We start from the raw sequence: 19,699 nt of genomic DNA, 5'->3' as shown, positions 1-19,699 counted from the left end.
GCCCGCCCCGCAGCACCAGCACCCGCGACACCCAACCAGCGACCGACAGGGATCACATGGACCGGCTCGTCGTCCGCGGCGCCCGAGAGCACAACCTCAAGGACGTCCACCTCGACCTCCCCCGTGACGCGCTCATCGTGTTCACGGGCCTCTCCGGCTCCGGCAAGTCGAGCCTCGCCTTCGACACGATCTTCGCCGAGGGGCAGCGCCGCTACGTCGAGTCGCTGTCGGCCTACGCCCGCCAGTTCCTCGGCCAGATGGACAAGCCCGACGTCGACTTCATCGAGGGCCTGTCGCCGGCGGTGTCGATCGACCAGAAGTCGACCAACCGCAACCCGCGGTCGACCGTCGGCACGATCACCGAGGTCTACGACTACCTCCGCCTCCTCTACGCGCGCGCCGGTCAGCCGCACTGCCCCAACTGCGGCAAGCCGATCTCCCGGCAGACGCCGCAGCAGATCGTCGACCAGGTGCTGGCCATGGAGGAGGGCACCCGCTTCCAGGTGCTCGCGCCGGTCGTCCGCGCGCGCAAGGGCGAGTACGTCGACCTGTTCAGCTCGCTGCAGACGCAGGGCTTCTCCCGCGTCCGCGTCGACGGCACGGTGCACTCGCTGACCGAGCCGCCGAAGCTCAAGAAGCAGGAGAAGCACTCGATCGAGGTCATCGTCGACCGGCTCACCGTCAAGGAGAGCGCCAAGCGCCGGCTGACCGACTCGGTGGAGACCGCCCTCGGCCTGGCCGGCGGCCTCGTCGTCCTCGAGTTCGTCGACCTGCCGGACGACGACCCGCACCGCGAGCGCACCTTCTCCGAGCACCTCGCCTGCGTCGACGACGGGCTGTCCTTCGAGGCGCTCGAGCCGCGCTCGTTCTCCTTCAACTCCCCGTTCGGCGCCTGCACCGAGTGCACCGGCATCGGCACCCGCAAGGAGGTCGACCCGGAGCTCGTCGTCCCGGACCCGGAGAAGAGCCTGGCGCAGGGCGCGATCGCGCCGTGGTCGAGCTCGATGAGCAACGAGTACTTCACCCGGCTGCTCACCGGCCTGGGCCAGCAGATCGGCTTCTCCATGGACGAGCCGTGGGAGCGGCTGCCGGCCAAGGTGCAGAAGGCGATCCTGCACGGCTCGCCGGACCAGGTGCACGTCCGCTACAAGAACCGGTACGGCCGCGAGCGCAGCTACTACGCCGCCTTCGAGGGCGTGCTGCCCTTCCTCGAGCGCCGGCACGACGACACCGACAGCGACTACATGCGGGACAAGTACGAGGGCTACATGCGCGACGTCCCGTGCCCCGTCTGCCACGGCACCCGGCTCAAGCCGGAGATCCTCGCGGTCAAGCTCAACGGCCGCTCCATCGCCGAGGTCACCAACCTCTCCATCGGCGAGGCCTCGCAGTGGCTGAACGCCCTCGAGCTGGGGGAGCGCGAGAAGGCTATCGCCGACCGCGTCCTCCGCGAGATCCAGGCGCGGCTGTCCTTCCTGGTCGACGTCGGCCTGGACTACCTCTCCCTCGACCGCCCGGCCGCGACGCTGGCCGGTGGTGAGGCGCAGCGGATCCGGCTGGCCACCCAGATCGGCTCCGGCCTGGTCGGCGTGCTGTACGTGCTGGACGAGCCCTCGATCGGGCTGCACCAGCGCGACAACACCCGGCTGATCGAGACGCTGGTCCGGCTGCGCGACATGGGCAACACGCTCATCGTCGTCGAGCACGACGAGGACACCATCAAGGTCGCCGACTGGGTGGTCGACATCGGCCCGGGCGCCGGCGAGCACGGTGGCGAGGTCGTCGTCAGCGGCACCGTCGACGAGCTGCTGGCCAGCGAGCGGTCGCTCACCGGCCAGTACCTCTCCGGCCGCAAGGCCATCGAGATCCCGGCTCAGCGCCGCGAGCTCACGCCGGGCCGCGAGCTCGTCGTCAAGGGAGCCCGCGAGAACAACCTGCGCGGCATCGACGTGACGTTCCCGCTGGGTGTCCTGGTGGCCGTCACCGGCGTCTCCGGGTCGGGCAAGTCCACGCTGGTCAACGACATCCTCTACACGACGATGGCCAACGTCCTGAACCGCGCGCGCATGGTCGCCGGCCGGCACCGCACGATCACCGGCCTCGACCAGCTGGACAAGGTCGTGCACGTCGACCAGTCGCCGATCGGCCGCACGCCGCGCTCCAACCCGGCCACCTACACCGGGGTCTGGGACCAGGTGCGCAAGCTGTTCGCGCAGACCACCGAGGCGAAGATGCGCGGCTACCTGCCGGGCCGCTTCTCCTTCAACGTCAAGGGCGGGCGCTGCGAGGCGTGCTCCGGCGACGGCACGCTGAAGATCGAGATGAACTTCCTGCCGGACGTCTACGTCCCCTGCGAGGTGTGTAAGGGAGCCCGGTTCAACCGGGAGACCCTCGAGGTGCACTACAAGGGCAAGACGGTCGCCGAGGTGCTCGACATGCCGATCGAGGAGGCGGCGGACTTCTTCGCGGCCATTCCGTCGATCGCGCGCTACCTGCGCACGCTCACCGAGGTCGGCCTCGGCTACGTCCGGCTCGGGCAGCCCGCCACGACGCTCTCCGGCGGCGAGGCCCAGCGGGTCAAGCTGGCCAGCGAGCTGCAGAAGCGGTCCAACGGCCGCAGCATCTACGTCCTCGACGAGCCGACCACCGGCCTGCACTTCGAGGACATCCGCAAGCTGCTGCTGGTCCTGCAGGGCCTGGTCGACAAGGGCAACTCGGTCATCGTCATCGAGCACAACCTCGACGTCATCAAGAGCGCCGACTGGCTCATCGACATGGGGCCCGAGGGCGGGTTCCGCGGCGGCACGGTCGTCGCCGAGGGGCCGCCGGAGTTCGTCGCCACCGTGCCGGAGAGCCACACCGGCCGGTACCTGGCGAAGATCCTCGACGAGGACGCCGTGGCCGCGGCCGCCGCACCCAAGAAGAGGACCCGCAAGAAGGCCAGCTGAGCGCCCGGCCCACCCGGCTCCCGACCCGCCCGGCGAGGTCAGGGAACCGGGTGCGCCCGCACCGGGGGCCGGTGGTCCACCACCTCGACGAGGGCCACGCCGGCCGGGTCCGGGACCCGGCCGGCGGCCACGGCCGCCGCCACCGCGGCGAGCACCTCGGCGGACGGCTGCTCGCCGGACCCGTGCTCTCGGGACGCTTGCTCTCCGGGCCCCTGCCAGCGGGCCCAGCGCCGGAACCGGCCGCGGGCGACCAGCTCGATCTCCCACCGTCCCGACCTCCACGCGCGCAGCTGGGCCAGTGCCCCGGGGCGCGGGCGCGACCTCCGCGCCTCGTGCAACGCCCAGATCGCGGAACCGGTCCGGTGCCACTCGCCGCGCAGTGCCGCCAGCTCCGCGTCCACCGGGTCGCTGATGGGTGCCGCCGGGAGCCGCACATCGGTGGGCGCGGACGCCACCAGCGGAGCGGGGTGCCGCCCCAGTGCCTCCTCCAGCCGCCGGCGCAGTCGGTTCGCGTCCGGGCCGGGATGCGGTGGCGCCAGGCCGGCCCCGCGCACGAACCGCGCCCGCACCCACCACTCGCTGCCCCAGGGATCGGTCACCGTCTGCCGCACGCCACGCCTCCGTCGTCGTCGAGGAGGCGAGCATGCCGCGCGCGCCCGGGCCCGGGTCGGCGTCGTCCACAGGCCGGCCCGCGGACGTCGACGCGCCCCGGGCCCGTTCCACCCGCGGCGGCCGGCACGACAGACTGCGCGCATGGACCTCACGGACAACGTCGTCATCGTCACCGGCTCGAGCAGCGGCATCGGCGAGGCGGTCGCCCGCCCAGGCTGGCGGCGGCGGGCGCCCGCATCGTCGTCAACTCGGCATCCTCCGTCGAGGCGGGGGAGCGGCTGGCCGGGGAGCTGGGCGACGCCTGCTACGTGCAGGGCGACATCTCCGATCCCGCGACCGCGCAGGCGCTGGTCGCCGCCGCGCAGGACCGCTGGGGCCGGCTGGACGGGCTGGTCAACAACGCCGCGGTCACCGCGGAGGTCCCGCTCGCCGACATCGACGGCGTCACGGCCGACCACTGGAACCGCGTGCTCGGCGTCAACGTCGTCGGCACCTTCCTCGTCTCGCAGGCCGCGCTCCCGCTGCTGCGCGCCGCCGAGGACGGCTGGATCCTCAACGTCACCTCGATCGCCGGCATCCGCCAGACCGGCAGCTCGCTGCCCTACGCCGTCTCCAAGGCCGCCGTCGACCACCTGACGACGATCCTGGCCAAGCACGCCGGCGGCGGGGTCCGGGTCAACGCGGTCGCGCCGGGGCTGGTGGCGACGCCGTGGACCAAGACCTGGGACCAGCAGAAGGCGGGCGTCGCCGCGACGGCGCCGCTGAAGCGGGTCGCGACGCCGGACGACATCGCCGACGCCTGCATGGGGCTCATCGGGACCCGCTACGCCACCGGCCAGACGCTGCTCGTCGACGGCGGGCTGGGTCTGGTGGTCTGACGGCCTGGTCCGACGGCCTGGTTCGACGGTGCAGAACCGGGGCGTCAAGGCGGCGCCCCGGCGGCGCGGCGCCGCGCACTTGTGATCGTGGTCACTCACGGAGTACCCTCGGTGTGACTGAAGTCACCGAGGGCCGTCAGGCGGCCCACGAGGAGGCCGCGATGAGCGCGCTCACGCCCGACTGCGACCCCGACATGACCCACTGCGGTGAACCGTGGCAGGGCAAGAGCGGTCCGGGGGCCAGCGTCCTGTCCGTCGCCGTGCTGCTCACGATCCTCGGCGTCTCGCTGGCGGTCGTGGCCACGCGGGCCGTCTCCGACGCGTTCGACTACGCCGCCGTCCCGATCGCGCTGCTCGCGGCGGTGTCGCTCGTCCGCCGCCTCGCCCGCTCGGCCGCTCCGCACCTGAAGGCCGCCGTGGCGCGGGTGCCGCGCGGCGTCGCCGTCCGCCGCTCGCAGCCGGTGGGCTGACCGCCGGACCGACTCCCGACCGCCGTCCCGGGGCCCGCCCAGCGGGTCCCGGTTCCCGGCTGCCCGGACCCGGTGTGACTCCTGGGACAGCCAGGCCCCGGCCCCGGCGGCCTGTCACCCCTCCGACCTAACCTGGACGCATGGCCGACCCCTCGACGTACCGCCCGGCGGTCGGCTCGATCCCCGAGAGCCCCGGGGTCTACAAGTTCCGCGACCCGGCCGGCCGGGTCATCTACGTCGGCAAGGCCAAGAGCCTGCGGCAGCGGCTCAACAGCTACTTCGCCGACGTCGCCGGCCTGCACCCGCGCACCCGGCAGATGGTGACGACGGCGTCGGCGGTCGAGTGGACCGTCGTCGGCACCGAGGTCGAGGCCCTCCAGCTCGAGTACAACTGGATCAAGGAGTTCGACCCCCGCTTCAACGTCCGCTACCGCGACGACAAGAGCTACCCGTCGCTGGCGGTGACGCTCAACGAGGAGTTCCCCCGGCTGCAGGTCATGCGCGGGCCCAAGAAGAAGGGCGTCCGGTACTTCGGGCCCTACGCCCACGCCTGGGCCATCCGCGAGACGCTCGACACCCTGACCCGCGTCTTCCCGGCGCGCACCTGCTCCAACGGGGTGTTCAAGCGCGCCGGACAGATCGGCCGCCCCTGCCTGCTCGGCTACATCGGCAAGTGCGCCGCGCCCTGCGTCGGGCGGGTCAGCGCCGAGGAGCACCGGGAGATCGTCGACGACTTCTGCGACTTCATGGCCGGCCGGACCGAGCAGATGATGAAGCGGCTCGAGCGCGAGATGGCCGCGGCGTCGGAGAACCTCGAGTTCGAGAAGGCCGCCCGGTTGCGTGACGACCTCGGTGCGCTGCGCCGGGCCATGGAGAAGCAGGCCGTCGTGCTCGGGGACGGGACCGACGCCGACGTCGTCGCCTTCGCCCAGGACGAGCTCGAGGCGGCCGTGCAGGTCTTCCACGTCCGCGGGGGGCGCGTGCGCGGGCAGCGCGGCTGGATCGTCGACAAGGTCGAGGAGGTCACGACCGGGCAGCTGGTGGAGCAGTTCCTGCTGCAGGTCTACGGCGGCGTGGACGAGCAGACCGGCGTCGGCGAGGCGGGCGAGGCCGTGCCCCGCGAGGTGCTGGTGCCCGAGCTCCCGGACGACGCCGAGGTCTACGTCGAGCTGCTCGAGGAGCTGCGCGGCAGCAAGGTCTCCCTGCGGGTGCCGCAGCGCGGCGACAAGCGCGCGCTCATGGAGACCGTCGAGCGCAACGCCAAGGAGTCCTTCGCCCGGCACCGGGTGAAGCGCTCCAGCGACCTCACCGCGCGCTCCCTGGCGCTGAGCGAGCTGCAGGAGGCGCTCGAGCTGCCGGACGCACCGCTGCGGATCGAGTGCATGGACGTCAGCCACGTCCAGGGCACCAACGTCGTGGCCAGCATGGTGGTCTTCGAGGACGGCCTGGCCAAGAAGTCCGACTACCGCCGGTTCTCCGTCACGAACGGAACCGACGACACGGCGGCGATGGCCGAGGTCGTGCGCCGCCGTTTCGCCCGGCACGTCAAGGACGAGCAGGACCGCCGCGACGAGCAGGGCGTCGCGGCGGAGGAGGGGCGCCCGCGCCGGTTCGCCTACCCGCCCAACCTCCTCGTCGTCGATGGCGGCGCTCCGCAGGTCGCGGCGGCGGCCCGGTCGCTCGAGGAGCTCGGCGTCGTCGACGTCGCGGTCTGCGGGCTGGCCAAGCGGATGGAGGAGGTGTGGCTCCCGGGCGACAGCGACCCGGTGATCCTGCCGCGCACCTCCGAGGCGCTGTACCTGCTGCAGCGGGTGCGGGACGAGGCGCACCGGTTCGCGATCACCTACCACCGGCAGAAGCGGTCCACGACCATGCTGGTCTCCCTGCTCGACGACGTCCCCGGTCTCGGCGAGACCCGGCGAAAGGCGCTGATGAAGGAATTCGGATCGCTGAAGCGGCTGCGCGCCGCGACGGTGGAGGAGCTCATGGCGGTGCCGGGCATCGGCCGGCGGACGGCGGAGGCGGTGCAGGCGGCGATCGCCGAGCCGGCCGACCCCGCGGGTGCGGCCACCGACGCCGACCCCGCCGTCGAGACGACGACGGCGCCCGCGGGCCCGGCGGAACGGGGCGCGCCCCGGACCGGGTCCGGCCGCACCGCCGAGGTCGGCCGGGTGGCGTCGTGAACGAGGGGAGCGGGCCGGGCCTGGACGGGGCGAGCACCGAGACGCAGCCGCTGGAGGTCGTCGTCGTCACCGGGCTGTCCGGGGCCGGCAAGAACAGCGCGGGCCGGGTGCTCGAGGACCTCGGGTGGTACGTCGTCGACAACCTGCCGCCGGCGCTCCTGCTGCCGATGGTCGAGCTCGGTGCCCGCGGCGACGTGCGGCGCTTCGCCGCCGTCGTCGACGTGCGCAGCCGCGCGTTCACCAGCGACCTGCAGGAGGCCATCCGGCTGCTCTCCGAGGCCGGCCACCGGCCCCGGGTGCTCTACGTGCACGCCCGCGACGAGGTGCTCGTCCGGCGCTACGAGTCGAACCGGCGCGAGCACCCGCTGCAGGGCGGCGGCAGGCTCGTCGACGGCATCACCGCCGAGCGGAACCTGCTCACCGGCATCGCCGGTGAGGCCGACCTGTGGGTGGACACCAGCGACCTCAACGTGCACCAGCTGCGCGCCACCATCGAGAACGCGTTCGCCCGCGAGGGGCAGACGCCGCCGCTCACCGCGACGGTGATGAGCTTCGGCTTCAAGTACGGCGTGCCGCTGGACGCCGACCTCGTGGTCGACGCGCGGTTCCTGCCCAACCCGCACTGGATCCCCGAGCTGCGGCCCTTCACCGGGAAGGATCCCGGCGTCCGGGACTACGTGCTCGGCCAGGAGGACGCCGCGGAGTTCCTCGACCGCTACACCGAGGTGCTGCGGCTGCTGGTGCCCGGCTACCGCCGGGAGGGCAAGCGCTACCTGACGCTGGCGGTCGGCTGCACCGGGGGCAAGCACCGCAGCGTCGCGATCGCCGAGGAGTTCGCCCGCCGGCTCACCGCCGACGGCATCGCCGCGGTCGCCCGCCACCGCGACCTGGGCCGCGAGTAGTGGTCGACGAGCACCCGCCGGGCGGCGGCCGGCCGCTCCGGGCGGTGGCGTTCGGCGGCGGCCACGGGCTGGCCGCCGCTCTGAGCGCGTGGCGGCACCTGACCACCGACGTGACGGCCGTCGTGACCGTCGCCGACGACGGTGGTTCGTCCGGCCGGATCCGCCGGGAGCTGCCGGTCCTCCCGCCCGGAGACCTGCGCATGGCGCTGGCCGCGCTGACGGGGCCGGGGGAGCGCGAGCAGGGCCTGGCCGCGCTGCTGCAGCACCGGCTCGGCGGCACACGGGGGCCTGGCCGGGCACTCGGTGGGCAACCTGCTGCTGACCGGCCTGGTCGAGCTGCACGGCGGGGACACCGTGCGCGCCCTCGACGAGCTGGCCGGTCTGCTGGACGCCCGCGGGCGGGTGCTGCCCATGGCCGACGTGCCGCTGGACCTCGTCGCGCAGGTCGAGCGGATCGACCTCGAGGACCGCACGCGGTCGCGCACCATCCGCGGGCAGGTGGCGATCGCCACCACCCCGGGCCGGGTGCGGCAGATCCGGGTCTCCCCGGACGACCCGCCGGTGCACCCCGCGGTGCTCGACGCGATCGCCGGCGCCGACGTGGTCTCGCTGGGGCCGGGTTCCTGGTACACCTCCGTGCTGCCGCACCTGCTGGTCCCGCAGCTCCGCGCGGCGCTGACCGCGACGGCCGCGAAGGTGGTGGTGGTGCTGAACCTGGAACCGCAGCCCGGTGAGACCGACGGTTTCTCGCCGGAGGAGCATGTGTCCGTGCTGCAGGCGTCATCTCGGCGGGGTGCCGTTGCACAGCGTGATCGCCGATGCGGACTCGGTGGTTGACCGCCGTGGTCTCCTGTCTGCGGTGCGTTCGTGCGGTGCCGAGCTCCTGCTGGCGCCGGTAGCGGAACTCGACGGTGCACCCCGGCATGATCCGGGGCGCCTGTCCGCCGCTCTGGCGTCGGTGGTCGGGATCCGCTGAACGGGTAGAGGCTTCCGGCCGGGTATGCCACGCACGGGACCTGGTCGGTACGAGGGGGAAGAGGGGACGCCGCTCATGGCGACAACCCGGGGGACGGCGACGGACGAACCCGTCGCTACGTGGGGGTGGACGACGTGGCGATGACGGCCATGGTGAAGGACGAGCTCTCGAGGGTGGAGTGCACGAAGACCTCCGAGCGCAAGGCGGAGGTCACCGCGCTGCTGCGCTTCTCGGGCGGCCTGCACATCGTCGGCGGCCGGGTGGTCATCGAGGCCGAGCTGGACACCGGCTCGGTGGCCCGGCGGCTCCGGCGGGACATCAGCGAGGTCTACGGCTACACGAGCGGGGTGAGCGTGCTCGCCGGCGGCAACATCCGCCGGGGCGTGCGCTACCTCGTCCGCATCGCCAAGCACGGCGAGGGCCTGGCCCGGCAGACCGGCCTGGTCGACCAGCGCGGCCGGCCCGTCCGGGGTCTGCCGCCGGCGGTGGTCTCGGGCAGCATCAACGACGCCGAGGCGGCCTGGCGGGGCGCGTTCCTCGCCCACGGCTCGCTCACCGAGCCCGGCCGGTCCTCCTCGCTCGAGGTGACCTGCCCCGGCCCGGAGGCCGCCATGGCGCTGGTCGGGGCGGCGCGCCGGCTCGGCATCGCCGCTAAGGCGCGCGAGGTCCGCGGCGCCGACCGGGTCGTCGTCCGGGACGGTGACGCGATCAGCGCGCTGCTCACCCGCATGGGCGCCCACGACGCCGTCATGGCCTGGGAGGAGCGGCGGATGCGCCGCGAGGTCCGGGCCACCGCCAACCGGCTGGCCAACTTCGACGACGCGAACCTGCGCCGGTCGGCGCGGGCGGCCGTCGCGGCCAGCGCCCGCGTGGAGCGCGCCATGGAGATCCTCGCCGGGGACGCCCCCGAGCACCTGCTCGTCGCCGGCCGGCTGCGGCTGGAGTTCGGCCAGGCGTCGCTGGAGGAGCTCGGCCAGCGGGCCGATCCGCCGATGACCAAGGACGCCGTCGCCGGGCGCATCCGCCGGCTGCTGGCGATGGCCGACAAGCGCGCCAAGGACCTCGGCATCCCGGACACCGAGTCCGTCGTCACCGACGACATGCTCACCCAGTAGCGGCACCCGCTCCCGCGCTCCGACCAGATCGCCGATCTCGCACGCTTCCCCGCCCGGAACCGTGCGAGATCGGCGATCTCGCCGTTCCGGGTGGTTTGGCGAGCGACCGTGAGACGCCCGGATCCGGGGCCGCTAGGGTTTGGCGGAGCGAGGTCGCGCGGCGCGCGCGACCCGGTGGCGCGGCAACGCGATAACTCGACGTGGAGGTCTGCAGTGACGGTCCGGGTAGGCATCAACGGATTCGGCCGGATCGGCCGCAACTTCTGGCGGGCCGCCGCGGCCAGCGGCCAGGACATCGAGATCGTGGCGGTGAACGACCTCACCAGCAACGAGGCGCTCGCCCACCTGCTCAAGTACGACAGCATCCTGGGCCGCCTCGGCCGGGACGTCGAGGCCTCCGCCGAGGGCATCACCATCGGCGGCAAGCAGATGAAGGTGCTCTCCGAGCGCGACCCGGCCAACCTGCCCTGGGCCGACCTGGGTGTCGACGTCGTCGTCGAGTCCACCGGCTTCTTCACCAAGGCCGCCGACGCGCGCAAGCACGTCGACGCGGGTGGCGCCAAGAAGGTCATCATCTCCGCGCCGGCCACCGACGACGACATCACGATCGTCATGGGTGTCAACGACGAGCTCTACGACGGCTCGCAGACCGTCATCAGCAACGCGTCCTGCACCACGAACTGCCTGGCCCCGCTGGCCAAGGTCCTCAACGACGCGTTCGGCATCGAGCGCGGTCTGATGACCACGATCCACGCCTACACCGCCGACCAGAACCTGCAGGACGGCCCGCACAAGGACCTGCGCCGCGCGCGCGGTGCCGCGCTCAACATGGTGCCGACCTCCACCGGTGCCGCGAAGGCCATCGGCCTGGTCCTGCCCGAGCTCAAGGGCAAGCTGGACGGCTACGCCATCCGCGTCCCGGTCCCGACCGGCTCGGCCACCGACCTCACGGTGCAGCTGAAGAACGAGGCGACCGCCGACGACATCGACGCCGCCTACCGCGAGGCCGCGGCCGGCCCGCTCGGCAAGTACCTGACCTACACCCGCGACGAGATCGTCTCCTCGGACATCGTCACCGACCCGTCGTCGTGCATCTACGACGCCAAGCTCACCAAGGTCTTCGGCCCGATGGCCAAGGTGCTGGGCTGGTACGACAACGAGTGGGGCTACTCCAACCGCCTCGTCGACCTCACCGCGCTGGTGGGCTCGAAGCTCTGATGCGTTCCGTCGACGACCTCATCGCCGAGGGCGTCTCCGGTCGGCGCGTGCTCCTGCGCGCCGACCTGAACGTCCCGCTGGACAAGCAGACCTGCGAGATCACCGACGACGGCCGCATCCGCGCGAGCCTGCCCACGCTGCAGGCGCTGCGTGACGCCGGCGCCCGGGTGGTCGTGGCCGCGCACCTCGGCCGGCCCAAGGGCACCCCGGACCCGCAGTTCTCCCTCGCGCCCGTCGCGGCGCGGCTGGGCGAGCTGCTGGGGACGACGGTGCCGCTGGCCGCCGACGTCGCCGGCGACGACGCCCGCGCCAAGGCCGGTGCGCTGGCCGACGGCGAGGTGCTGCTGCTGGAGAACGTCCGCTTCGAGGCCGCCGAGACGTCCAAGGACGACGCCGAGCGGGGCGAGCTGGCCGACCGGTTCGCCGCGCTGGCCGACGTCTACGTCGACGACGCGTTCGGTGCCGTGCACCGCAAGCACGCCTCGGTGTTCGACGTCGCCCAGCGGCTGCCGCACGCGGCCGGCCGGCTGGTCGCCCGCGAGCTCGAGGTGCTCACCCGCCTGACCACCGACCCCGAGCGGCCCTACGTGGTCGTCCTCGGTGGCTCGAAGGTCAGCGACAAGCTGGCGGTCATCGAGGCGCTGCTGCCCAAGGTGGACCGACTGCTGGTCGGCGGCGGGATGTGCTTCACCTTCCTCGCCGCGCAGGGCCACGGGGTGGGCAGCTCGCTGCTCGAGGCCGACCAGGTCGAGACCTGCCGCCGGCTGCTCGCCGCGGCCGGCGACCGGATCGTGCTGCCGGTCGACGTCGTCACCGCCACGGCGTTCAGCGCCGACGCGGAGACCGGCGTCGTCCCGGTCGACCAGATCCCCGACGGGCTCATGGGCCTGGACGTCGGCCCGCGGACCGTCGAGGTGTTCGGCACCGAGCTCGGCGCCGCGCGCACCGTCTTCTGGAACGGCCCCATGGGCGTGTTCGAGCTGGCCCCCTTCCAGGCGGGCACCCGCGGCGTGGCGCAGGCCGTCGCCGCCGTGGACGGCCTGTCCGTGGTCGGCGGTGGCGACTCCGCCGCCGCGGTGCGGCAGCTCGGCCTGGACGAGGCCGCCTACGGCCACATCAGCACCGGCGGCGGCGCGTCGCTGGAGTACCTCGAGGGCCGGGAGCTGCCCGGCCTCGCGGTGCTCACCGACTGAGCGGGGATCCACGCATGGCACGCACCCAGCAGCCCCCGGCCCGCACCGGCCGCCGGCCGCTCATCGCCGGCAACTGGAAGATGCACCTGACGCACCTGGAGGCCATCGGCCTGGTGCAGAAGGTCGCCTTCTCGCTGAAGCTGGCCGAGCTCGAGGCGGCCGAGGTGGTCGTCGTCCCGCCGTTCACCGCGCTGCGCAGCGTCCAGACGCTGGTGGCCGGCGACAAGCTGGCCATCGGCTACGGCGCGCAGGACGTGTCGGCGCAGGACTCCGGCGCCTACACCGGCGAGGTCAGCGGCGCGATGCTCAACGCGCTCGCGTGCACCTACGCCGTCGTCGGCCACTCCGAGCGGCGGGCGTACCACGCCGAGACCGACGAGGTCGTGGCCGCGAAGGTCCGCGCCGCCCTGCGCCACGGGCTGGTGCCGATCCTGTGCGTGGGGGAGGGGCTGGAGGTCCGCAAGGCCGGCCAGCACGTCGCGCACTGCACCGCCCAGCTCGACGCCGCGCTCGACGGGCTGACCGCCGAGCAGGTCGCCGGGGAGCCCGGCGCCGGGGGCGGCGTCGTCGTCGCCTACGAGCCGGTGTGGGCCATCGGCACCGGCGAGGTCGCCACCCCCGAGGACGCGCAGGAGGTGTGCGGCGCACTCCGGGCGCGGCTCGCCGAGCGGTTCGGACAGGAGACGGCCGCTGCCGTCCGTATCCTCTACGGCGGGTCGGTGAAGGCCGCCAACACGGCCGGCATCCTGGCCGGGCCGGACGTCGACGGTGCCCTCGTCGGCGGGGCGAGCCTGGACGCCGACGAGTTCGCACAGATCTGCAGGAGCGCCGCCGAGGCCAGCTGAGTCGTTGCTGGCCGCCGCCGGCGCACGACCCGGGGGCGGAACAGCACGTCGTGAACGAGACGCTCGAACGGCTCAGCCGGCGCCTGCCGTCCTGGGCGCAGGGGCGGCAGGGGCGGCTGGTCCTCGCGGTCACCGCCCTCGTCGTCGTCGTGCTGGTGCTGGCCGTCAGCTGCCTCGGCGGTGCCGGCGGCCGCACCGACGTCCCCGTCGTGGAGGCCTCGGCAGACGGCGGGATCGACGGCGTGCGCGCACCGTCGGAGACGACCGGCGGCACCCTGCGCGTGGTGGCCGGCGAGGTCGACAGCCTCGACCCGCAGCGCTCCTACAAGCCGGGCGTCTGGAACCTGATGCGGCTCTACACCCGCACGCTGGTCACCTACTCCTCCGAGCCCGGCCGAACCGACGAGCTCGTGCCCGACCTGGCCACGGACCTGGGCACGCCGTCCGAGGACGGGTTGAGCTGGACGTTCACCCTCCGCGAGGGCGTCAGGTTCGAGAACGGCCGGGCGATCACCGCGCACGACGTGAAGTACGGCATCGAGCGGTCCTTCGCCGCCGAGGTCATCGTCGGCGGCCCCACCTACGTCGTCGACCTGCTGGACGACCGCGCCAACCCCTACGCCGGCCCGTACCAGGACGAGGCGCCCGACCGGCTGGGCCTGGCCTCGGTGGAGACGCCGGACGAGCGGACGATCGTCTTCCGGCTGCGCGCCGCCTCGGCCCAGCTGCCCTACGTGCTGGCGCTGCCCTCGAGCAGCCCGGTGCCCGCGGAGGCCGACACGGGCGGGGACTACGGCATCGACCCGGTCTCCTCGGGGCCCTACGCGATCACCTCCGTCGACGTCGCCACCGGCATCCAGCTCGACCGCAACCCCGAGTGGGACCCCGCCACCGACGCCGTCCGCACCGCCCTGCCCGACCGGGTGGTCGTCCGCACCGGGCTGTCCGGGGTGGAGCGCGACCAGGCGCTCCTGGCCGGTTCCGCCGACGTCGACATCGCCGGGTCCGGCGTGCAGGCGCCCACCACCGCCCGGCTGGAGGGGGACGGCGGCGAGGAGCTGCGCACCCGGGTGGACGACGTCACCAGCGGCGCGCTGCGGCTGCTCGCCATCCCCACCGACGTGGCCCCGTTCGGGAGCAGCGCCTGCCGGGCGGCGGTGGCGGCGGCGATCGACCGGCGGGCGGTGCAGGAGGCGCTGTCAGTCGGAGGGCAGACCGTGCGCACCTCCCGGCTGTGGACGCGGGCGCTGGGCGGCGGGCCGGAGGACCCCGACCCCGCACCCGACCTGGACGCCGCGCGCCGCCACCTCGAGGAGTGCGGGGTGCCCGACGGCTTCGCCACGGTGCTCGCCGTACCCGACGCCCGCGCCAGCGTGCAGGTTGCCGAAGCGGTCGCCGAGCAGCTCGGCGCCGTCGGCATCGAGGTGGAGGTCCGCCCGCTGGACGCGGCCGGCTTCTACGCCACCGACGTGGGCAACCCCGACAGCGTGGCCGCCAGCGGCTACGGGCTGGTGCTGGCCACCTCGACGCCGGACTTCCCGACCCCGGCGTCGCTGCTGGTGCCGCTGGTGGACGGCCGCAGCATCCGGCAGGTCGGCAACACCAACTACGCCCGGCTGGCCGACCAGGGGATCAACGAGCTGATCGACAGGGCCTTCGCCGCCGGCGCGGGAGCCCGGGAGGAGTGGCTCGCGGTGGCCGCCGCGGCCGAGGGGACCGCCGCCTACGTGCCGCTGGCGGAGGCCCGGGTGCAGCTGCTCGCCGGGCAGCGGCTGCGCAACGGCGTGGTGATGCGGCCCTACACCGGCTACGACCTGGCGACGGCCGGCGTCCGCTGACCGCGGCGTGCCGGGACAGCGGCGGGCGTCGGTTAGGCTCGGGGACGAGAACCGGTGCCCCGCGCCGGTCACGAGCCTGGAGAGGTCTTGATGGAGGTCGTCCTGAACGTGCTGCTGGTCCTCACCAGCACGCTGCTCGTGGTGCTGATCCTGCTGCACCGCGGCAAGGGTGGCGGCCTGTCCTCGATGTTCGGCGGTGCCGCGTCCGCGTCGCTCTCCGGCTCCTCGGTCGTGGAGAAGAACCTCAACCGGCTGACCATCTTCACCGCGCTGATCTGGACCGTCTGCATCGTCGGGCTGGGCCTGCTCGTCAAGGTCGGCTGACGACCCCCACCTCCCCGCAGATCGCGCGCGAAACGTGATCAGGAATGGGCGCGCCAGGCTCTAGACTTCGGCCGCTGTGGTGATCTGCCACATGTCGGGTCGGAGATCAGGGGGCGCTCGTGGCTGGTGGCAACGCGATCCGCGGCAGCAGGGTCGGTGCAGGGCCGATGGGTGAGGCGGAGCGCGGCGAGGCCGCCCCTCGTCTCCGGCGGCCGTACTGGTGCGCGAACGGGCACGAGACCCGGATCGCCTTCGCCAGCGACGCCGACGTCCCCGAGCTGTGGGACTGCCCGCGCTGCGGTCTCCCCGCGGGTCAGGACCAGGGCAACCCGCCGCCGGCTCCGCGCACCGAGCCGTACAAGACCCACCTGGCCTACGTGCGCGAGCGCCGCAGCGACGCCGACGGGGACGCGCTCCTCGAGGAGGCGCTCAGCCGCCTCCGCGCCCGCCGCGGCGCCTGAGCCTCATGCGCTGATCTGCCCGTCCCGGGTGCGCCAGCTCGCGGTCGCCACGTCCCAGTAGTGGTGCCGCGGGCGGGCGCGGAACGGCCGCCCGGGTCCGGAGGTGAAGGCGTCACCCTGCGGCACGGCGTCGTCGGGGGACGCAGCGCGCGGAGCCGGCAGCACCGGGGCGGTGGTCCGGCGTTCGAGAACGCTCATGGCCGCAGGATGAGCCGCCGCTGCCCGGCGCGACAGGGTCCCCGGGCGCGGTGCCGCACGGGCCCCGGCCCGCCGTCACCCGCTGCAGCGCTACGACACCCGCTGCAGCGTCAGGAGCGCGCGGGCAGCCCGCTCGCGGCGGCGGCGTCGAGCAGCCACCGCGTGGCCCGGGTGCCGTGCACACCCGCCGCCGGCAGGTCCCTCGGCTCCGCGCCGGACAGCGCGCGGGCGACGGCCTCGGCCTTGCCCTCACCGGCGACGACGACCCACACCTCGTCGGCGGCACCGATCGCGCCGAAGCCGAGGCTGACCCGGGTCGGCGGCGGCTTGGGGCAGTCGCGGACGGCGAACACCGGGCGCTCGTCGTCGACCGCGGGGGAGTCGGGGAAGATCGAGGCGACGTGGCCCTCGGGGCCCATGCCCAGCAGCAGCACGTCGAAGCGGGGGACGGCTCCGTCATCGCCGGCCGCGGCGGCCAGCTCCCCGGCGTACCAGGCGGCGGCGTCCTCGGGCTCGGCGAACTGCCCGTCCGACGGCGGCATCGCGTGCACCCGCGCCGGGTCCACCCCGACGGCGTCGAGCAGCGCGCGCCGGGCGGCCTTCTCGTTGCGCTCGTCGTCGTCGGCGGGGACGAAGCGCTCGTCGCCCCACCACACGTCGACCTGCCCCCAGTCCACGGTCTCGCGCACCGGCTCGGCAGCCAGGCCGGCCACGTGCTCGAGGACGGCGATGCCGATCGACCCGCCGGTCAGCACCACCGATGCGGTGCCGCGCAGCACCTGGGCGGCGGCGAGCCGGGCGACCAGCGCCTCGGCGACGCTGCGCGCCAGCCGGTCGGCGTCGGGCTCGATGACGACGTCCGGCACGGGGCGCCGGGTGCCGGGCAGCCGCGCGGCGGCCTCGTCGCCGGGGGAGAGGCTCACGACCTGCTCCCCTGCGCCGCGGCACCGTCCCGGTCGTCGTCCTCGGAGGGGTCGAACCAGACGTGCTCGCGCTCGGGGGACCGCTCGGTGAGCCCGCTGAGCCCGCACGCGGTCTCGAGTGCGTCGCTGTAGGGCTCGTCGGGGTCGAGCCGGCGCAGCTCCTCGCTGAGCAGGTCGCCCAGGGCGCGTGCGGGCAGTGCGACCGTCCCGTCGGGCCGGTTGGGCTGGGAGATGACCGCGCCGCCGCGGTGGTCGGCGGTCACCCGCACCTCCTCGTCCTGGTCCAGCCGCAGCACGACCGACTCGACGCCGCTGGGGCCGGCGTCCCGGTTGCCCTCGACGACCTCGATGGCGCAGCCGCACCGGGAGGAGATCCACCCGGCGAGCAGCTGCGCGGTGGCGTTGTGCGGATCGCCCTCGACCCGGCCGCCGGTGATGCGGACGGCGTCGCCGCGGCGGCCGGCCACCGAATCGACGGTGGAGGCGAGGATCGCCCGCCAGGCGGTGCTGCGGGTCCAGGTGAGGTCGGTGTCGCCCGGGACGTAGTCCTCGCCGCGGGTGCGCAGCGCGGCGCGCGGGTCGGCGGCCAGCGAGCTGTCGGTGATCCGGCGGTCGGCGAAGACCGCCAGCGCGTCGGTGGCCAGCTGGTCCGGCGGCGGCCCGTGCCACCACGCGACGACGGGGGCGTCGGCGGCCAGCAGCGGGAGGACGACGGACTCCGAGTGCAGGGCCAGCCGGCCGTACATGCGCAGCACGACCGCCTCACCGGGCCCGAGCCGCCCGCCGATCTGCACCTCGGCGTCCAGCCGCGGCACGGGCGCCTCGATCTGCCGGCGGACCACGATGAGCACCCGGCAGGGGTGCATCTCCGCGGCGTAGGTGGCGGCCTCCTCGGCCTCGGCGACGCGGGCCTCGTCCGCGACGACGACGAGGGTGAGCGCCACCCCGGAGAGGACGGCGCCCCCGGTCCGCCGCTGGGCCGCCAGCTCCTTGACCACCGCCGAGCCGGTGGTGTCCCACAGCGTCGTCACGGTCGCTCCTCTGCTCGCGGTGCCGCGGACGGACAGAAATGGCCATTTCTGCTCTGGAGGCGGGTCACGGTCGCCGCCACTGGCGGTTCTCGGCGGCGAGCATCTCGTCGGCCGCGCGTGGCCCCCACTCGCCGGCGCGGTAGGGCGCCGGCTCGGTGGCCCGGCCCAGAACTCCTCGAGCGGGTCGATCACCGCCCAGGAGGCCTCCACCTCGGCGTTGCGGGGGAAGAGCGTGGCGTCGCCCAGCAGCACGTCGAGGAGCAGCCGCTCGTAGGCCTCGGGGGAGGTCTCGGTGAACTGCTCGCCGTAGAGGAAGTCCATCGAGACGTCGCGGACCTCCATGACGCTGCCCGGCACCTTCGACCCGAACTTGAGGGTGACCCCCTCGTCCGGTTGCACCCGCACGACCAGCTGGTTGTTGCCCAGCTCCTCGGTGTCGGTGTCGGCGAAGGGCAGGTGCGGCGCACGCTTGAACACCAGCGCGATCTCGGTGACCCGGCGGGGCAGCCGCTTGCCGGTGCGCAGGTAGAACGGCACCCCGGCCCACCGCCGGGTCTCGACGCCGAGCCGGACGGCCGCATAGGTCTCGGTGGTCGACGCGGGGTCGACGCCCTCCTCCTGGCGGTAGCCGTTGGCCCGCTCGCCGGCGAGCCAGCCCTGCTCGTACTGCCCGCGGACGGCGAAGGTCTGCAGGTCGTCCGGGAGCGAGATGGCCCGCAGCACCTTGAGCTTCTCGATGCGGATCTGCTCGGCGGAGAACTCGACCGGCTCCTCCATGGCGGTGAGCGCCAGCAGCTGGAGCAGGTGGTTCTGCAGCACGTCCCGGGCGGCGCCGGTCTCCTCGTAGAAGCCCGCGCGGCCGCCGATGCCGACGTCCTCGGCCATGGTGATCTGCACCGAGTCGACGTGGTGGCCGTTCCAGACCGGCTCGAACAGGGTGTTGGCGAACCGCAGCGCCATCAGGTTCTGGACGGTCTCCTTGCCCAGGTAGTGGTCGATGCGGAAGACGTCGTCGGCGCTGAACACCGAGTCGACCAGCTCGTTGAGCTTCCGGCTCGAGGGCAGGTCGGTGCCGAACGGCTTCTCGACGACGACGCGGCGCCAGCGGTCGGGGGTGCTGTCGGCCATCCCGGTGCGCTGCATCTGCTTGAGCACGGTCGGGAACATCGCCGGCGGGATGGAAAGGTAGAACGCGGCGTTGCCACCGATGCCGTGGCTGCCCTCCAGCTCCGATAGCGCGCCGGCCAGCTGGTCGAAGGCGTCGTCGTCGTCGAACGAGCCCTGCACGAACCGGACGCTGCCGGCCAGCCGCTCCCACACCTCCTCCCGCCACGGGGTGCGGGCGTGCGTGCGGGCCGACTCGCGGGCAAGGTCGGCGAACTCGGTGTCTCCCCAGTCGCGGCGGGCGAACCCGAGCAGCGCGAAGTTGGTCGGCAGCAGCCCCCGGTTGGCGAGGTCGTAGACCGCCGGCAGCAGCTTCTTGCGGGCGAGGTCGCCGGTGATGCCGAAGACCACGAGGGCGCAGGGTTCGGGGACCCGCGGCAGCCGCCGGTCCCGGGGGTCGCGCAGCGGGTTGGGGATCAT

Annotated in this window: 16 protein-coding genes and 1 pseudogene; 13 read left to right on the top strand and 4 right to left on the bottom strand. The window is 73.8% G+C overall.

The window, feature by feature from the left end; genetic code table 11:
- Positions 1 to 56 precede the first annotated feature (56 nt).
- The gene (gene uvrA / locus JKP75_RS11475; RefSeq protein WP_200491087.1) at positions 57 to 2,948 is read left to right on the top strand and encodes an excinuclease ABC subunit UvrA; all 2,892 of its coding nucleotides are present in this window, start codon (positions 57 to 59) and stop codon (positions 2,946 to 2,948) included.
- 38 nt (positions 2,949 to 2,986) lie between these two features.
- Here the strand turns inward: uvrA and JKP75_RS11470 are convergent, their stop codons facing one another.
- Positions 2,987 to 3,559, bottom strand: coding sequence for a hypothetical protein (locus tag JKP75_RS11470; RefSeq protein WP_200491088.1), 573 nt, complete (start codon positions 3,557 to 3,559; stop codon positions 2,987 to 2,989).
- Here JKP75_RS11470 and JKP75_RS11465 point away from each other — a divergent pair.
- The 12 genes and pseudogenes from JKP75_RS11465 (at position 3,473) to JKP75_RS11410 (ending at position 15,963) form a co-directional block, all read left to right on the top strand.
- The gene (locus tag JKP75_RS11465) at positions 3,473 to 4,438 is read left to right on the top strand and encodes an SDR family NAD(P)-dependent oxidoreductase (protein ID WP_200493086.1); all 966 of its coding nucleotides are present in this window, start codon (positions 3,473 to 3,475) and stop codon (positions 4,436 to 4,438) included. The two genes, JKP75_RS11470 and JKP75_RS11465, sit on opposite strands and share 87 nt — an antisense overlap.
- Positions 4,439 to 4,551: 113 nt before the next feature.
- Positions 4,552 to 4,908: a hypothetical protein gene (locus JKP75_RS11460; RefSeq protein ID WP_309229771.1), complete on the top strand. Its 357-nt coding sequence runs from the start codon at positions 4,552 to 4,554 to the stop codon at positions 4,906 to 4,908.
- 140 nt (positions 4,909 to 5,048) lie between these two features.
- Positions 5,049 to 7,091: an excinuclease ABC subunit UvrC gene (uvrC, locus tag JKP75_RS11455; RefSeq protein ID WP_200493085.1), complete on the top strand. Its 2,043-nt coding sequence runs from the start codon at positions 5,049 to 5,051 to the stop codon at positions 7,089 to 7,091.
- Positions 7,088 to 7,993, top strand: coding sequence for an RNase adapter RapZ (rapZ, locus tag JKP75_RS11450; protein WP_309229770.1), 906 nt, complete (start codon positions 7,088 to 7,090; stop codon positions 7,991 to 7,993). The genes uvrC and rapZ overlap by 4 nt, the downstream gene beginning before the upstream one ends.
- Positions 7,993 to 8,830: pseudogene (gene yvcK / locus JKP75_RS24605) on the top strand (uridine diphosphate-N-acetylglucosamine-binding protein YvcK). The gene rapZ and the pseudogene yvcK overlap by 1 nt, the downstream one beginning before the upstream one ends.
- 273 nt (positions 8,831 to 9,103) lie before the next feature.
- Entirely contained in the window at positions 9,104 to 10,084 is a 981-nt protein-coding gene (gene whiA / locus JKP75_RS11440) for a DNA-binding protein WhiA (protein WP_040340095.1), read from the top strand.
- 213 nt (positions 10,085 to 10,297) lie between these two features.
- Complete coding sequence (gene gap, locus JKP75_RS11435; RefSeq protein WP_200491091.1) at positions 10,298 to 11,302, top strand: type I glyceraldehyde-3-phosphate dehydrogenase; 1,005 nt, start codon at positions 10,298 to 10,300, stop codon at positions 11,300 to 11,302.
- Positions 11,302 to 12,495 (top strand): phosphoglycerate kinase, encoded by a 1,194-nt coding sequence (locus JKP75_RS11430; protein ID WP_200491092.1) that lies wholly within the window; start codon positions 11,302 to 11,304, stop codon positions 12,493 to 12,495. The genes gap and JKP75_RS11430 overlap by 1 nt, the downstream gene beginning before the upstream one ends.
- Before the next feature lie 14 nt (positions 12,496 to 12,509).
- Positions 12,510 to 13,340: a triose-phosphate isomerase gene (gene tpiA, locus JKP75_RS11425; RefSeq protein WP_200491093.1), complete on the top strand. Its 831-nt coding sequence runs from the start codon at positions 12,510 to 12,512 to the stop codon at positions 13,338 to 13,340.
- Positions 13,341 to 13,390: 50 nt separating this feature from the next.
- Positions 13,391 to 15,178 carry an ABC transporter substrate-binding protein gene (locus tag JKP75_RS11420; protein ID WP_200491094.1) on the top strand — a complete coding sequence of 596 codons (1,788 nt, stop codon included), beginning with the start codon at positions 13,391 to 13,393 and terminating at the stop codon, positions 15,176 to 15,178.
- Positions 15,179 to 15,268: 90 nt separating this feature from the next.
- Positions 15,269 to 15,502, top strand: coding sequence for a preprotein translocase subunit SecG (gene secG, locus JKP75_RS11415; RefSeq protein ID WP_097195411.1), 234 nt, complete (start codon positions 15,269 to 15,271; stop codon positions 15,500 to 15,502).
- Between the two features lie 119 nt (positions 15,503 to 15,621).
- Positions 15,622 to 15,963 carry an RNA polymerase-binding protein RbpA gene (locus JKP75_RS11410; protein ID WP_200491095.1) on the top strand — a complete coding sequence of 114 codons (342 nt, stop codon included), beginning with the start codon at positions 15,622 to 15,624 and terminating at the stop codon, positions 15,961 to 15,963.
- Between the two features lie 3 nt (positions 15,964 to 15,966).
- Here JKP75_RS11410 and JKP75_RS11405 read toward each other — a convergent pair whose 3' ends face one another.
- The 3 genes from JKP75_RS11405 to zwf all read right to left on the bottom strand — a co-directional run bounded on the left by JKP75_RS11405 (position 15,967) and on the right by zwf (position 19,699).
- A complete protein-coding gene (locus JKP75_RS11405) occupies positions 15,967 to 16,161 on the bottom strand; it encodes a hypothetical protein (protein ID WP_200491096.1) in 195 nt (64 codons plus the stop codon).
- A 110-nt stretch (positions 16,162 to 16,271) separates the two neighbouring features.
- A complete protein-coding gene (gene pgl, locus JKP75_RS11400) occupies positions 16,272 to 17,084 on the bottom strand; it encodes a 6-phosphogluconolactonase (protein WP_200491097.1) in 813 nt (270 codons plus the stop codon).
- A complete protein-coding gene (zwf, locus tag JKP75_RS24600; RefSeq protein WP_242473303.1) occupies positions 17,081 to 19,699 on the bottom strand; it encodes a glucose-6-phosphate dehydrogenase in 2,619 nt (872 codons plus the stop codon). The genes pgl and zwf overlap by 4 nt, the downstream gene beginning before the upstream one ends.

Origin of the sequence: Blastococcus sp. TML/M2B, from assembly GCF_016612865.1 — a bacterium.
GTDB lineage: Bacteria > Actinomycetota > Actinomycetes > Mycobacteriales > Geodermatophilaceae > Blastococcus.
The sequence above is the reverse complement of the archived record's forward strand: the minus strand, read 5'-3'. Positions and strand labels throughout refer to the sequence as shown.

Excerpts from the sequence above, each read along its gene's own strand:
- JKP75_RS11465 (WP_200493086.1), top strand. The coding sequence starts at position 3,473 with ATGCGGTGGCGCCAGGCCGGCCCCGCGCACGAACCGCGCCCGCACCCA.
- JKP75_RS11405 (WP_200491096.1), bottom strand. The coding sequence starts at position 16,161 with ATGAGCGTTCTCGAACGCCGGACCACCGCCCCGGTGCTGCCGGCTCCG.
- tpiA (WP_200491093.1), top strand. The coding sequence starts at position 12,510 with ATGGCACGCACCCAGCAGCCCCCGGCCCGCACCGGCCGCCGGCCGCTC.
- JKP75_RS11430 (WP_200491092.1), top strand. The coding sequence starts at position 11,302 with ATGCGTTCCGTCGACGACCTCATCGCCGAGGGCGTCTCCGGTCGGCGC.
- uvrC (WP_200493085.1), top strand. The coding sequence starts at position 5,049 with ATGGCCGACCCCTCGACGTACCGCCCGGCGGTCGGCTCGATCCCCGAG.
- uvrA (WP_200491087.1), top strand. The coding sequence starts at position 57 with ATGGACCGGCTCGTCGTCCGCGGCGCCCGAGAGCACAACCTCAAGGAC.
- zwf (WP_242473303.1), bottom strand. The coding sequence starts at position 19,699 with ATGATCCCCAACCCGCTGCGCGACCCCCGGGACCGGCGGCTGCCGCGG.
- secG (WP_097195411.1), top strand. The coding sequence starts at position 15,269 with ATGGAGGTCGTCCTGAACGTGCTGCTGGTCCTCACCAGCACGCTGCTC.